General features: G+C 29.4%; 17 protein-coding genes. 12 read left to right on the top strand and 5 right to left on the bottom strand.

Annotation, left to right across the window (positions count from 1 at the left end; all coding sequences use genetic code 11):
* The first annotated feature begins 58 nt into the window (after positions 1-58).
* The 4 genes from ACIQZ1_RS08440 to ACIQZ1_RS08425 are packed head-to-tail and all read left to right on the top strand — an operon-like array spanning position 59 to position 2,483.
* Positions 59-346: a DUF3817 domain-containing protein gene (locus ACIQZ1_RS08440; protein ID WP_396160530.1), complete on the top strand. Its 288-nt coding sequence runs from the start codon at positions 59-61 to the stop codon at positions 344-346.
* 40 nt (positions 347-386) lie between these two features.
* Positions 387-1,646, top strand: coding sequence for a mechanosensitive ion channel family protein (locus ACIQZ1_RS08435; RefSeq protein WP_396160529.1), 1,260 nt, complete (start codon positions 387-389; stop codon positions 1,644-1,646).
* Between the two features lie 22 nt (positions 1,647-1,668).
* Positions 1,669-2,064, top strand: coding sequence for a glyoxalase (locus ACIQZ1_RS08430; RefSeq protein WP_396160528.1), 396 nt, complete (start codon positions 1,669-1,671; stop codon positions 2,062-2,064).
* A gap of 5 nt (positions 2,065-2,069) precedes the next feature.
* Positions 2,070-2,483 (top strand): thiol-disulfide oxidoreductase DCC family protein, encoded by a 414-nt coding sequence (locus ACIQZ1_RS08425; RefSeq protein WP_396160531.1) that lies wholly within the window; start codon positions 2,070-2,072, stop codon positions 2,481-2,483.
* A 53-nt stretch (positions 2,484-2,536) separates the two neighbouring features.
* Here the strand turns inward: ACIQZ1_RS08425 and ACIQZ1_RS08420 are convergent, their stop codons facing one another.
* Both ACIQZ1_RS08420 and ACIQZ1_RS08415 read right to left on the bottom strand, forming a co-directional pair.
* Positions 2,537-4,009, bottom strand: a complete 1,473-nt coding sequence (locus ACIQZ1_RS08420; protein WP_396160527.1) for a T9SS type A sorting domain-containing protein — start codon at positions 4,007-4,009, stop codon at positions 2,537-2,539.
* A 64-nt stretch (positions 4,010-4,073) separates the two neighbouring features.
* The gene (locus tag ACIQZ1_RS08415) at positions 4,074-5,243 is read right to left on the bottom strand and encodes a proline dehydrogenase family protein (RefSeq protein ID WP_396160526.1); all 1,170 of its coding nucleotides are present in this window, start codon (positions 5,241-5,243) and stop codon (positions 4,074-4,076) included.
* A gap of 98 nt (positions 5,244-5,341) precedes the next feature.
* On the opposite strand from ACIQZ1_RS08415, the gene aroB reads away from it, so the two are divergent.
* The 4 genes from aroB (at position 5,342) to ACIQZ1_RS08395 (ending at position 9,373) form a co-directional block, all read left to right on the top strand.
* Entirely contained in the window at positions 5,342-6,412 is a 1,071-nt protein-coding gene (aroB, locus tag ACIQZ1_RS08410; RefSeq protein ID WP_396160525.1) for a 3-dehydroquinate synthase, read from the top strand.
* A gap of 97 nt (positions 6,413-6,509) precedes the next feature.
* A complete protein-coding gene (locus tag ACIQZ1_RS08405; protein WP_396160523.1) occupies positions 6,510-7,925 on the top strand; it encodes an arginine decarboxylase in 1,416 nt (471 codons plus the stop codon).
* A gap of 5 nt (positions 7,926-7,930) precedes the next feature.
* Positions 7,931-8,905 carry a deoxyhypusine synthase family protein gene (locus tag ACIQZ1_RS08400; protein ID WP_396160522.1) on the top strand — a complete coding sequence of 325 codons (975 nt, stop codon included), beginning with the start codon at positions 7,931-7,933 and terminating at the stop codon, positions 8,903-8,905.
* 87 nt (positions 8,906-8,992) lie between these two features.
* Positions 8,993-9,373 carry a DNA primase gene (locus ACIQZ1_RS08395; protein WP_396160521.1) on the top strand — a complete coding sequence of 127 codons (381 nt, stop codon included), beginning with the start codon at positions 8,993-8,995 and terminating at the stop codon, positions 9,371-9,373.
* 66 nt (positions 9,374-9,439) lie between these two features.
* Here ACIQZ1_RS08395 and ACIQZ1_RS08390 read toward each other — a convergent pair whose 3' ends face one another.
* Both ACIQZ1_RS08390 and ACIQZ1_RS08385 read right to left on the bottom strand, forming a co-directional pair.
* Complete coding sequence (locus ACIQZ1_RS08390; RefSeq protein ID WP_166077097.1) at positions 9,440-9,919, bottom strand: Lrp/AsnC family transcriptional regulator; 480 nt, start codon at positions 9,917-9,919, stop codon at positions 9,440-9,442.
* A gap of 25 nt (positions 9,920-9,944) precedes the next feature.
* Positions 9,945-11,057 (bottom strand): M14 metallopeptidase family protein, encoded by a 1,113-nt coding sequence (locus ACIQZ1_RS08385; RefSeq protein ID WP_396160520.1) that lies wholly within the window; start codon positions 11,055-11,057, stop codon positions 9,945-9,947.
* 273 nt (positions 11,058-11,330) lie between these two features.
* On the opposite strand from ACIQZ1_RS08385, the gene ACIQZ1_RS08380 reads away from it, so the two are divergent.
* Positions 11,331-11,780, top strand: a complete 450-nt coding sequence (locus ACIQZ1_RS08380; protein WP_396160519.1) for a helix-turn-helix domain-containing protein — start codon at positions 11,331-11,333, stop codon at positions 11,778-11,780.
* Here ACIQZ1_RS08380 and ACIQZ1_RS08375 read toward each other — a convergent pair.
* Positions 11,777-12,328, bottom strand: a complete 552-nt coding sequence (locus tag ACIQZ1_RS08375; protein WP_396160518.1) for a 1-acyl-sn-glycerol-3-phosphate acyltransferase — start codon at positions 12,326-12,328, stop codon at positions 11,777-11,779. The genes ACIQZ1_RS08380 and ACIQZ1_RS08375 overlap by 4 nt on opposite strands.
* 156 nt (positions 12,329-12,484) lie before the next feature.
* On the opposite strand from ACIQZ1_RS08375, the gene ACIQZ1_RS08370 reads away from it, so the two are divergent.
* The 3 genes from ACIQZ1_RS08370 to ACIQZ1_RS08360 all read left to right on the top strand — a co-directional run.
* Positions 12,485-13,054, top strand: coding sequence for a spermidine synthase (locus tag ACIQZ1_RS08370; RefSeq protein WP_396160517.1), 570 nt, complete (start codon positions 12,485-12,487; stop codon positions 13,052-13,054).
* A 5-nt stretch (positions 13,055-13,059) separates the two neighbouring features.
* Complete coding sequence (locus tag ACIQZ1_RS08365; protein WP_396160516.1) at positions 13,060-13,770, top strand: potassium channel family protein; 711 nt, start codon at positions 13,060-13,062, stop codon at positions 13,768-13,770.
* Positions 13,771-13,775: 5 nt separating this feature from the next.
* Positions 13,776-14,252, top strand: a 477-nt coding sequence (locus tag ACIQZ1_RS08360) for a DUF6642 family protein (protein WP_396160515.1), incomplete at its 3' end; no start/stop codon positions are given.

Raw genomic sequence — 14,252 nt, 5'->3', positions numbered from 1 at the left:
TAGGTATTTATTGACAATCATTATTTAGTTTTGTAAGAAATATAAAATTAACACAAATATGTTAAACTGGTTTAAAAAAATCGCACTACTTGAAGGAATTTCTTTTTTAGTTTTAATTTTTAATATGTTGGTTTTAAAACCAAATTATTTTGATACATATAAATTAATTCTAAAACCGTTTGGAATGCTTCATGGTGTTTTATTTATCTTATACATAATTTTGGCTTTTTTATTGAAAGTTGAAAAAAAATGGAATTTAAAAGATTTTAGCATTATTATATTAGCATCGTTTATTCCATTTGGAACATTTTGGGTGGATAAAAAATACTTAAACCAAAACGATTAAAATTCCATTATTCCATAATAAAAAATAATTTTTTTCATATATGAAAGTTTTTGACCTTATAGAACCATTTTTAAAAAAACTAGATTTTGGTTCAGATTTCACTTTGTACGGAAATTTGTTTGTTAATTTATTGGTTTTAGTGGTTTTGGCTTATGCCATTGATTATATAGCAAAAAAAATATTGATAATCGGTTTGGCTATTGTGGCAACTTACACAAAATCAACTTTTGATGATTTTTTAGTAGCCAACAAAACCGCTAAATATATTGCTCACTTAGTACCACTTTATTATATAAGTATAAAAATACCAATTGTTTTAGACGATTTTGTGTATTGGGAAAATTTATTTGGTAAAAGCGTTAAAATATTTATTATAATTTTATCGCTTTTCATTGTTCGAAGTGTCTTTAATTCCTTAAAAGATTACTTAAAAACACTGCCAAAATATAATGATAAACCCATAGATAGCTACATTCAAGTAATTATGATTGTATTGTGGATTTATGCCTTATTATCAATTATCTTATTGCTTTTTGATACTAAAAAAAGTTCGTTATTAACCGCATTTGGTTCCATATCAGCATTAATTATTTTAGTTTTTAGAGATACTATTTTAGGTTTTGTTGCTAGTATTCAAGTTACAGTAAACGATATGGTTCGAATTGGCGATTGGATTACAGTCGATAAATTCGGTGCTGATGGCGAAGTAGAAGAAATTAATTTAGCAACGGTTAAAGTCAGAAATTTTGATAACACCACCTCTACTATTCCAACCTATAGTTTAATTTCAGACAGTTTTAGAAATTGGCGTGGAATGATTAATTCTGACGGAAGACGAATCAAACGCCATATTTTAATAAAAGGAGCTACCGTAAGATTTGTTACTAATCAGGAATTAGAATCTTTTAAAAGAATCCAATTTGTAGCCAATTATATTGATAAGAAAAAAATGGATATTGATAAGTTTAATATGGCGAATAACATCGACAAATCATTAAACGTAAATGGTCGAAATATGACAAACTTAGGTTTGTTTCGAAAATACATTCAAAAATACATTGAAACACATCCTGGAGTTAATAAGGACATGCATTTATTAGTTAGACATTTACAACCCACAGAAAAAGGTATTCCATTAGAGATTTATTGTTTTAGTAAAGATAAAAAATGGGAAAATTACGAATATATTATGGCTGACATTTTTGACCATATTATCGCTTCTGTTCCTTATTTTGATTTAGAATTATTTGAAGTACAACATGTAAAAGCAGAAAAATTAAACTTATTAGATATTGATTAATAATTAATTTATAACAAATTTTATGATACCTAGAAATGAGCTTTTATCTGCAATTAAATCCGAAAAATTAGGTGTTAATTTTTTAGATACGTTATCTGAAGAATCCTTTCAGAATAATACTTTACGACCAATTTTAAAATTTCAAAATGATTTGCTTTTGCAAGTCTTTATTAATTATGCCGTCAAACAAAAAGGATTATTTTTTATACTTTCGCCAGATAAAAAAGAAAAATACATTGAAAATGTAATTCAAAAAGATATAAAATTCAGAAATGCATTAAAAGGTATCATAATTGGATTATTTACAGTGGAAGAATATTCAAATTACATTCAAAATTCGTCTAGTTTAAACAAACGTATGATGACGTTATTAATCGAAAGATATCGAAGTCAAATACAATTACTTATAAACGAGTAATGGAAATAAACCAATTACCTCAAGATAAAAAAATTATACTTTATGATGGCGTTTGTAATTATTGTAATGATAAGGTCAATTTTATAATAAAAAACGACACAAATGATAGTTTCAGATTTGTAGCCTTACAAAGTGAAACTGGACAAAAAATAGTTACGTATTTAGGTATTGATAAAACCATAGACAGTATTATACTTTATGAGCCTGGTTATGCTTATTTTATTAAGTCAGAAGCCGTTTTTAGAATTATTAAACACTTGTCTTCATCAGTAAAATTGTTATTGCTTTTTAATTTTATACCCACTAATATAAAGAATCTGTTATATGATTACATCGCTAAAAACAGGTATAAATGGTATGGTAAAATGGAAGTTTGTATGATACCATTGGATGAAGTGACCAGTAAATTTATTGCATAAAAAAAATCCTGAATTTCTTCAGGATTTTTAAATTATTTAAATAAAAGTTGAAATTACTCAACAATTAATTTTTCTACTTTTTTTGCTGTTGCTGATTCAATTGTTACCATATAAATCCCTTTAGCTAAATTTTCTAAAGAAATTTGAGATAAGTTATTGGTAACTTCTTTAACAATTCTTCCATTTAAGTCAGTAATTGACACTTTAGTTAATTCTTCAGTTTCAGATTGAATGTTTAAAATATCTGTAGCTGGATTAGGATACATAGACACACCTCTTAATGTGAAAGTATCTGTAGATAAAACAGAAGTAATATTTATTGTATCAATTCTCATAGATGATGCAGTTGCAGGAGTTGCAGTAGAATTATCATGAAAAGCAAAAACGTAAGTGCCAGCTGTTGCAAATGTATATGCAGGCACAGTTACTTGTGTCCAAGTAGTACCAGCCGCTATTGTCGCATTTAGCAATTCAATCGTTTGTGCAGCAACAGAATTTGATAAACCAGCCGTTACTCTAAGTGTTCTTGCGGTTGTTGTTGCTCTATGATAAAATGAAATTGTTACTTGTTCTCCAGCTAGTATATTAAATTTAGGAGTAAATAACCAGTTATTATTAGGTCCAGGTGCAGCTGCAGTATTAAAAATCCAATATCCTGATGGAGATTGAGCAGCTGTTGCACTATTCCCTAATCCTTGATTACTTCCACCAAAAATTGTCCAGCCAGCTAATGTATTTGCAGTATCCAATCCAGAAGCATAAGGTAATGTTTTATTTAGACTCAATGTACTAACACTTGTCCATGCGCTATTGTCAGTAGAAGAACATTTTGCTCTTACATAGTAATCATAATTATTTCCTGCAATTAATGAAGATAATGCTAAAGAATTAGTTGCAGTAGCAACAATTGTTCCTGTACCTTGAACAAACCCTACAGCACCATATTCAACCTCATATCCATTTGCAGGAACAGATGGAGACACAGCCCAATTTAAAGTTGCCGAAGTACTAGTAACTAAAGTTGGATTATTAATACCTGCAACTGGTAAGCAAGAAACAGGAGTAAATGTAAAATCAAAATTAAAACCACCAGCATCCCAGTAATTGTCCCAATATATATAATATGTTGTTCCAACTACTGCAGTAAATGTAATGTTTGAAAGGTAAACTGTTGATGAAACATCGTCATTTGCATCTAAACATGTCAATGCAGAACATGTACCAGTAAAAATTGAAACTCTTGTATCTACACTGTTTGGTGCAACATTTGTGGTCAAGTTAGAATTTATATTTACAATTCCATTTGTAGTTGGTATAAATTTATACCATCTTGCCGCTAAAGGTGAAGTAGTTTGAGATGCATCAGCGGCTGTTTGTGTAAAACATAATGCTTCAACTGTTCCAGCTGGCGCAGCTGCTGTTATAGTACCACTTGTAGTTAAAGCTACAGCTGTTGCACAATCATTTTGTGCAAAACTTGATAAAAAAGCAAAAGAAGCTGCTAATAAAAGTAAAGATTTTTTCATATAGATAATTTTAAAATTTATTCAAATTTAGGAATTCTTTTGATAAAAAGAAAATTTTTATCAATTATTTCAATCTTCTTCTATTTCGTTCCGAAATTATCAAAGTTAGTTCTCTACCCGTTTGTCCAGCAACCGATGTGTTTTCTTGTGCACGTCTTATTAAATAAGGCATTACGTCTCTAACAGGTCCAAATGGCAGGTACTTAGCAACATTATAATTATTGGCTGCTAAATTATAACTTATATTATCACTCATACCATATAATTGGCCAAACCAAATTCGAGAATCGTCATTTGAAATGCCTTTTTCTCGCATCAAATTCATTAGTAAATAGGAACTTTCTTCATTGTGAGTTCCAGCAAAAACAGCCATTTCAGTAATATTGTCCAACATGTAATTTAATCCTTCATTAAAATTAGTGTCTGTAGCTTGTTTGGTTTCGCAAATTGGATTTTTATACCCTTTTTCTTCCGCACGTTTGGCTTCTTTTTCCATGTAAGCCCCACGAACTAATTTCATACCAATATGAAAACCTTTTTCTTTCGCTCTTAAATGTAGTGCTTTTAAATAAGGTACTCTGTCCCATCGGTATAATTGTAGGGTATTGAAAATAATTGCTTTTTTGGTGTTGAATTTTTCCTTCATACGCTCCACTACATCATCTGCAGCATCTTGCATCCAAGTTTCTTCACCGTCAACTAATATTTTTACGTCATTATCAAAGGCGTATTGACAAATTTTTTCAAATCGATCCACTACTCTATTCCATTCTTCTTGTTCTGTAGTGCTTAAAGATGCTTTTATTCCTACTTTTTCATACAAATCAATTCTTCCCAATCCTGTAGGTTTAAATACAGCAAACGGAATGGCTTTGTTTTCTTTGGCAAAATCAATAGTTTTTAACGTCATTTTTAAACAAGCGTCAAACTGTGCTTCTTCTTCTTTTCCTTCTACGGAATAGTCTAAAACTGAGGAAACGCCTTTAGTGTACATTTTTGCCACCACTTGTAAACAATCTTGTTCGCTAACGCCACCACAAAAATGATCAAATACGGTTTTTCTTATGATACCTTCAACGGGTAAATGAAATTTCAAAGCGAAATTAGTTAAGGAAGTACCTATTTTTACCAATGCTGGTTTCCCAATCATCTGAAACAAAAAGTGTGCTCTGTTTAATTCAGAGTTAGATTTAAGCGAAAATGCTTTTTCTGTATTGTTAAATATTTTATCCATTATTATTAAATACACATTAAGGAATGCAAATATACTTATTGAACGAATGATTTCTCATATTTTTTAATTTATTTTGTGAAGAATTTATAAACTGTACAATGACACCTATTCAATCTAATACATATACCATTTATTTTAACGAAACCAGTTTTTTGAATTTAGAAAATCTGCTGCAACCAAACGTGTATTCTAAAATTTTTGTTTTAGTAGATGAAAATACTAATGAGCTTTGTTTGCCTTATTTTTTATCTAATTTACCTACAGAAATAGAGATTGAAATTATTGAAATTGAAGCCGGTGAAGAAAACAAAAACATGTACACGTGTATAGATTTATGGCACACGCTCATTGATTTAGAAGCAGATAGAAAAAGCATTCTATTAAATTTAGGTGGTGGCGTAATTACAGATATTGGTGGCTTTGTGGCCAGCACGTTTAAAAGAGGTATTGATTTTATTAATATTCCTACCACACTTTTAGCTATGGTAGATGCCTCGGTTGGTGGAAAAACGGGTGTTGATTTAGGTAATCTTAAAAATCAAATTGGCGTAATTAACGAACCTAAATCGGTGGTTATTCTTACAAAGTTTTTAGAAACATTACCATCAAATCAAATGCGTTCTGGATTGGCTGAAATGCTAAAACATGGTTTAATTTACGATAAGTTATATTGGGATAAATTAAAAAACTTAAATGACTTAAATACAGATGATTTAGATATTTTAATAAAACAATCAATTGAAATAAAAAACAAAATTGTTTCTCAAGATTTAAAAGAAAACGGAATTAGAAAAGCATTGAATTTTGGACATACTTTAGGGCATGCTATTGAAAGTTATTTCTTAGAATCTGAAGATAAAAAACAATTGCTACATGGCGAAGCTATCGCTGTTGGTATGATATTAGAAAGTCATATATCCTACCAATCAAATTTAATCTCTAAAGATGATTTTGCCGAAATAAAATATATAATTACCGATATTTTTGAAAAAATAATATTTAATGAATCTGACATCCAAAATATTATGAATTTGTTGATTTTCGACAAAAAAAATGAGTTTGGAAACGTTCAATTTACTTTATTAAATAAAATTGGTGAAAGTAAAATCAATCAAATAGTTGATGAATCATTGATTTTATTGGCCTTTGAAGATTATTTTAAGAATTAATTTTTTTTTCATTTACTTCTTTTTTTAGTAATATTATTTTTACTTTTGCTCAATTAAAATGGCACATATTTCAATTAATTAAATTAGTAATAGTCACATGAATACAAAATATTCCGACCTTATCAATCAAACTTTCTATTTTCCACAGGAAGAATTTACTTTGAATAAAGATAATTTGCATTTTCATGGTATTGATTTGATGAAATTAGTAGAACAATATGGTACGCCATTGAAATTTACGTATTTACCAAAAATCTCACAAAACATTAATAGAGCTAAAATGTGGTTCAGAAATGCAATGGAAAAGCATGGTTATGAAGCCAAATATTTTTATTGCTATTGTACCAAAAGTTCTCATTTTGAGTTCATTTTAAATGAGGCTCTAAAAAACAATATTCATATTGAAACGTCTTCCGCTTTTGATATAAATATCGTTGAAAACCTTATGGAACAAGGTAAAATCAATAAAAATTCTTTTATCGTTTGCAATGGTTTCAAACGTGATCAATATGTGACTAATATTGCCCGATTAATTAATAATGGACACAAAAATACTATCCCTGTCATTGATAATTTTGAAGAATTAGATTTACTTCAAGACCAAATTGATGGAAAATTTAAAATTGGAATTAGAATTGCAGCCGAGGAAGAACCTAAATTCGAATTTTATACGTCACGTTTAGGTATCGGATATAAAGACATTTTACCTTTTTATAGAAAACAAATTGCTGAAAATAAAAAAGTAGAACTTAAAATGCTTCACTTTTTCATTAATGCCGGTATTAATGACACGGCTTATTACTGGAACGAATTGGTAAAGTGTTTGAAAGTTTATATTGCCCTAAAAAAAGAATGTCCATCTTTGGATAGTTTAAATATTGGTGGTGGTTTTCCTATTAAAAATTCATTAGCTTTTGAATATGATTATCAATATATGGTTGATGAAATATTGAACCAAATAAAAATAGCGTGTGATGATGCAGAAGTTGACGTACCTCATATTTTTACTGAATTTGGTTCGTTTACTGTTGGAGAAGCTGGTGGCGCTTTATATCAAGTTTTATATCAAAAGAAACAAAATGATAGAGAAAACTGGAACATGATTGATTCTTCATTTATTACTACCCTACCCGATACATGGGCAATTAACAAACGATTTGTCATGCTAGCCGTAAATCGCTGGAATGATATTTACGAAAGGGTACTTTTAGGTGGTTTAACTTGTGATGGAGACGATTATTACAACTCCGAACAACATATGAATGCAGTATATTTACCAAAGTATAATAAAGAAAAACCTTTATATATTGGCTTTTTCAACACAGGTGCTTACCAAGAAAGCATTGGCGGTTATGGCGGGTTAAGTCACTGTATTTTACCACAACCCAAACACATATTAATTGATAAAGATAAAAACGGAATTTTTGCTACTGAAGTCTTTTCTGAACAACAGAATGCTGAACAAGTCTTAGAAATTTTAGGATATAACAAAAACAAGAACGAAAATAAATAAACCCCATGAGTAAAGGACCAATTAGTCAGTTTATAGAAAAACATTATTTACATTTTAATGCAGCTGCTTTAGTAGATGCTGCAAAAGGATATGAAACCCATTTGTTAGACAACGGTAAAATGATGGTAACTTTAGCGGGTGCCATGAGTACTGCTGAGTTGGGAAAATCATTAGCAGAAATGATTCGTCAGGATAAAATTCATATCATTTCTTGTACAGGTGCCAATTTAGAAGAAGATATTATGAATTTAGTGGCACACAATTCATATAAAAGAGTACCTAATTATAGAGATTTATCTCCAGAAGAAGAAAGAGAGTTATTAGACAATCATTTCAATAGAGTTACAGATACGTGTATTCCTGAAGAAGAAGCATTTCGTCGCTTGCAACAACATTTATATGATATTTGGAATAAAGCCGATAAAAACAACGAAAGATATTTTCCGCACGAATTTATGTACCAAATGATAAATTCAGGGGTTTTAGAACAATATTATGAGATTGACCCTAAAGATTCTTGGATGGTTGCTGCGGCTGAAAAAAACTTACCTATTGTTGTTCCAGGTTGGGAAGACAGTACAATGGGTAATATTTTTGCATCATATTGTATTAAAGGTGAATTTAAAGCATCAACTACAAAAAGTGGTATCGAATACATGATGTGGTTGGCAGATTGGTATCCAAAAAATTGTGCAGGTAAAGGAATTGGATTTTTCCAAGTTGGTGGTGGAATTGCAGGAGATTTCCCAATTTGTGTTGTGCCAATGTTATACCAAGATATGGAAATGCATGACGTACCATTTTGGAGTTATTTCTGTCAGATTTCAGATTCAACTACAAGTTATGGATCGTATTCTGGAGCGGTTCCAAATGAAAAAATTACTTGGGGAAAATTAGATGTTGATACCCCTAAATTTATTGTAGAATCTGACGCAACTATAGTGACACCACTAATCTTCGCTTATATTTTAGGTTGGTAATAAGAAAAAAAAAAGTTTTAAAAAAATTTAAATTTTAAAATTTCAATACTAAATTTGACAATTAAAATTGATTAAGGCAAACAAGAAATGAAAAGAATAATTGTAGAGTACGCAAAATTAACAAACGAGATTTTAAACCTATTGGTTGAAAAATTTCCTGATGGATATGATGATTCGGATATTATTCGTTTCAAAAATGCTAAAAATGAGACCATTGAGGCAGTTGAAGTGAAAACAGAAGATACTATTTATTTAGTAAAAGTAAGCATGAAATTGGCAGACAGAATTGAAAATTTCGATGAAGAGGAAGACTTTATTACTCCTGAAGTAAGTATAGATGCTATTAAAGATTTAGGTATTGATGATGACGAAGAAGACGAAGAGGAAGAAAAAATTGAATTAGATGATGAAGAAGATGCCGACGGAAATAAAATAAAAGCAGATTCTGAAGAAGATGATGAAGATTAAAAAATAATACAAGCATAAAAAAATCCCGTTTAGTAATTAAACGGGATTTTTTTATAATTCTAACTATTACAATTCTTTAAAAATTGTGTGCATCAAACGTTTTTTGTCGTTAATGCTTTCTTCTAAAGAAATCATAGTTTCAGTTCTGTAAACCCCATCAATATCATCAATTTGGAAGATAATGTCTTTTGCATTTGCAGTGTCTTTCGCTCTAATTTTGCAGAAAATATTAAATTTACCAGTAGTTACAGAAGCTACAGTTACAAATGGAATTTCGTTAATACGCTCTAAAACAAATTTTGTTTGCGAAGTACTATTTAAAAAGATACCAACATAAGCTATAAAAGAATACCCTAATTTCTCATAATCTAAGGTTAACGAAGAACCTTGAATAATTCCTGCATCTTCCATCTTTTTTACTCTAACATGCACCGTACCAGCAGATATTAATAACTTTTTAGCAATATCTGTAAAAGGGATTCTAGTATTGTCAATTAACATATCTAAAATCTGGTGATCTACTTCATCTAATCTAAACTTACTCATAATCAAACTATTTTTCTTTTAAATACTAAACTTTTATAATGTCGCCAATTTTAGGAAAGTTTCGGTTTTCAAATGCATACAATTTATTTTCAAAATCAATGGTTTGATGTGCGAAAAAGGAGTCTAAATTTTCAATCTGAATAATTTCAGGAATAAATGTTATTTTTCCTTCTGATAAAACTTCCTTATATTGAACTGCAAATTTAATATTTTTTTCTACATTATTATCATTAATTCTTACATTTTTGAAAATAAAATCATAAAAACATTTATTATTTTGATAAATATTCAAATAATTCCCCAAATCGTTGCTAACTATATCGTTTTCGTTAATAAATGAAATTGCGGCTTTTAAAGCGATAAAAACAAATTTTCTAACCTCGTCTCGATTATAATCATTGGTATAATGTCCGGCTTCAAATAAAATGGTAGGAAATCCCCTACTCGTAAAATAATCGCCTGTACAATTAATATTAAAGGAATCGTCAAATCTTCCTACTTGCTTGGGAATGTGTTTTTGTAATTCGTTATTAATGCTTACAATTACAGCAGCAGCTTGTTCTCGAGCCGAATTAAATGTTCGTTCTTCATTATAGGATGCTGTTAAAAATGACATCGTTGCAGGTTGTTGACTCTCAACTAATCCAAAAATAGTACGTTGGTCGTGTAAATTAAAACAATAATCAGGAATAAAAGTTTCTAAAACGGTTCTCAATACCTTACTTTCTGGTTGCGTGCAGTCAAAAGCATCTCTGTTTAAATCTATACCATTAGCATTTTCTCTTGTATAGGCTGCTGCGCCGTCTGGATTCAATATCGGTATTATATAAAAGGTAACTAATTTTGAAAGACTCCTAAATTCATTCTCATTTTGATGTAAATAGTGTAAATAATCAATCAGACCTTTTGTTGTCGTACTTTCATTACCGTGCATTTGCGACCAAACTAAAATCTTAACCTTTCCTTCTCCAAATTCAATGGCTTTTATAGGTTGTTGTTTTACAGAAAATCCAACGGTAGAAATTTTAAATGCAGGAGGTAATGTTTCTAAAAAAGAATCTAAATGAGTAGCTGTAACGTATCTTCCTTGAATCGATTCGTACAGATATTTGGTTGCTAATTGTAAATTATCTTTCATATTACAAATGTAAATATATTTCATTTTACATTTGTAAACAATAGAAATGATAAAATTGAAACAAAATTAGTGACAATTACAGTGTGGAATTTTACAACTGTAAACATATTTTTGTTTATAATAGTAAATTACTCATTTTCAGTATTTTGAATTGTTCTATATAAACTATAAATTTGTATAATTAGTCAATATGCTTGCATAAATAGATGTTTTGTTTCTATATTAATATAATTATTTGTTACATTTGTAAACAATATTTTATATTTAACTAAGATGATAAATACAGACGACTTCGTAAAACGATTAGAAACTATTTTTGAGTATTATGGTTTAACGGCTTCTCTTTTTGCAGATAAAATTAATGTGCAACGATCAAGTATCTCTCACCTACTTTCTGGAAGAAACAAACCGAGTTTAGATTTTATTTTAAAAGTATTAGATAGTTTTCCTGAAGTAGAATTATTGTGGCTGCTAAATGGAAAAGGTAGTTTCCCAAAAGGAGAAAATGCTTCTGAAGCAAAAATTGCTGTTATATCCGAAGAAAAAACAGAACAAGAAATTGATTTGTTTTCTCAAGAAACTCCTGTATTAGAAACTCATTCTGAAAAAAAATCAATTACGCCAAAATTTCAAACCGAAGTTAAACCGATACATTCGGATTCAAAAATAGAACGAATTGTAGTCTTTTATTCCGATGGAACGTTTAAGAATTACACGCCTTAACGGGTATAACTAAAAGCAGGCACTTTCCCTTTAATAGTTGTAAATAAAGATTCTAAGTAAGTTGAATCTTTCTCAAAATCGTTAGTTACGGTAAAGGCATCAAAAATAATAACTTGTTTGTTTTCGTAATCAAAACCAATTGGAATAATAGGTACATTTGCTTTTTGAGCAATGTAATAATAGCCAGATTTCCATTGTGTTACCTTTTTTCTCGTACCTTCTGGCGATAATGACAAGCGCATGATTTCTTTTGAATCAAATATCTTAGCAATGGCTTCTACTTTATTTTCGGTTTTATTTCTATTTAAAGGAATGCCGCCCATCCATTTTAAATAAGCACCTAACGGAAAACGAAATAATTCTTGTTTGGCTAAAAAATTAATTTCTATAGGATAGGTTCCTCTAAAAAACACCCCAATAAAAAAATCAAACCAACTGGTGTGAGGTACAACAATTAATACGCATTTTTTAATTGAGGGATCAAATTCACCCTTGACTTTCCAGCCCATTATTTTAAAAAACAGAAGTCTATATAGAGAATGTTTCATTCTTTTACATTTTGAGAAAAAACAAAAATAAAGTATATTTACGTAATTTATATAATGATGTTTAAAAAAATACTCAGCTACTTCTATCCTATCACAATTTATAAGGAAACTTCAACAATTAGCAAGTCAATTGAAGTGACTTTATACAATGGGAAAATGCTGCTAAACACCGAAAACACGAATTATTCCTTCGGAAGTTTGCAATCAATATTAAAAACAGGACTTTTAGATATTGGCGCAACTGAAATTAGCAGAATGGAATCCGTATTAATATTAGGTGTGGCAGGCGGAAGTGTCGTACAAACCTTAGTTAATGACTTTTCGTTTTCAAAAAATATCACAGGTGTAGAATTGGATTCAGAAATTATACATATTGCCAATTCGTATTTCGGTTTAGATAAAATCCCTAACTTTAAATGTGTTATTGCTGATGCCGAAAAATTTGTTCAATCAGATACAAGTCACTACGATTTGATAATTATTGACATCTTTAAAGATACTGAAATGCCTGAGTTTTTATTTCAAGATAGCTTTATTAGTAATAGTAAACAATTACTTAATAATAACGGGTATATCTTATTTAATACGATGCATTTAAATAGAAATAGTAAAAATACTATTGAAAAGTATTTAACGCATTTTGATTCAAATAGCTACAGTAAAAAAGTGCTAAAGAATGTAGAAAGATATAATGATATTATTATAATAAAAAGGTTTAAAACTTAAAAAAAATGAGACACTTTTTGAGAAAACTTTTATTAGGAAAAATTACAAAGGACGATAAACCGCTTTTAAAAATAAACCCTATACAGAAGCGTATCCTAAATATCCAATCCATTTGGAATAATGACCATCAAGAAGACAATGGCATTGAGAAAATATTTAGATTGTTTTTATCAATTTCACAATTAGTATTCCCTGGTGTGTATATTAAATATATATTTTCCAGAAAAAATTATGAGTATCAGGATATTGCAATGGATTTTTACATCATTTTAAAATTATTATTTCCAATTTACATCTTAAAAAATAACTTACAAGATCAAAATATATTAATCTATATAATGGTATATGTTTTATTGGAAACTGTTTTATACATTCCTACATTAATTTTTGCTTCAGATATGCTTTCACGTCCTCGTTCCTATAAGCGTTCGATGTTGTTGCTGTTCTTAAATTATTTAGAAATTGTTTTTGCATTTGCTGTATTGTACACGTTAGGTGACAATATGAATAAACCGTTTACTCATTGGTTTGATGCCATTTATTTTAGTATAATTACAGCCAACTCTGTTGGGTATGGCGATTTTTATCCAATTACACCATTTGCTAAAGTATTAGTAAGTATTCAAGCTATGTTCTTTCTATCTTTTGTGGTGTTATTTTTAAATTTCTTTTCAGCCAAAGTAAAAAACAAAGGCTATTTTGATAATGAAGATTAATATAAATGATGGACAACCAATTTATTTTCTGTTTAGAAGCCGTTTCAGATGTTGAAGTGATTACAACAACTGAAGTAGAAAAGCAATTAGAAAACTTGGCGTTACAACACGGTATTTCTACTATTTATAAAACGTGCGATACCATTGAAGGTGTAGAAGAAAGTTTGTCGGCACTACTCTACGACGATCATAATTTTAAGAATTATGAAATTATTTATTTGGTTATGCAAGGCGAAGACAATGCCATTTGTATTTACGACTATTATTATAGTTTAGATGAAATTGCCGAACTTTTTGAAGGAAAAATGAAAGGTAAAATCATTCATTTTGCCAATTCCAAAACACTTGAATTAACTAACAATGAAGCTCAGTTTTTCTTAGATGTAACAGGTGCAAAAGCCATTTCTGGTTATGGAGCAAAATTTGATAATTTAAAAAGCTACGCATTAGACCAAGAATTTTTTAAACTGTTTCAAGACAAT

The organism is Flavobacterium sp. (genome assembly GCF_044341185.1).
Taxonomy (GTDB): domain Bacteria; phylum Bacteroidota; class Bacteroidia; order Flavobacteriales; family Flavobacteriaceae; genus Flavobacterium.
The sequence above is the reverse complement of the archived record's forward strand: the minus strand, read 5'-3'. Positions and strand labels throughout refer to the sequence as shown.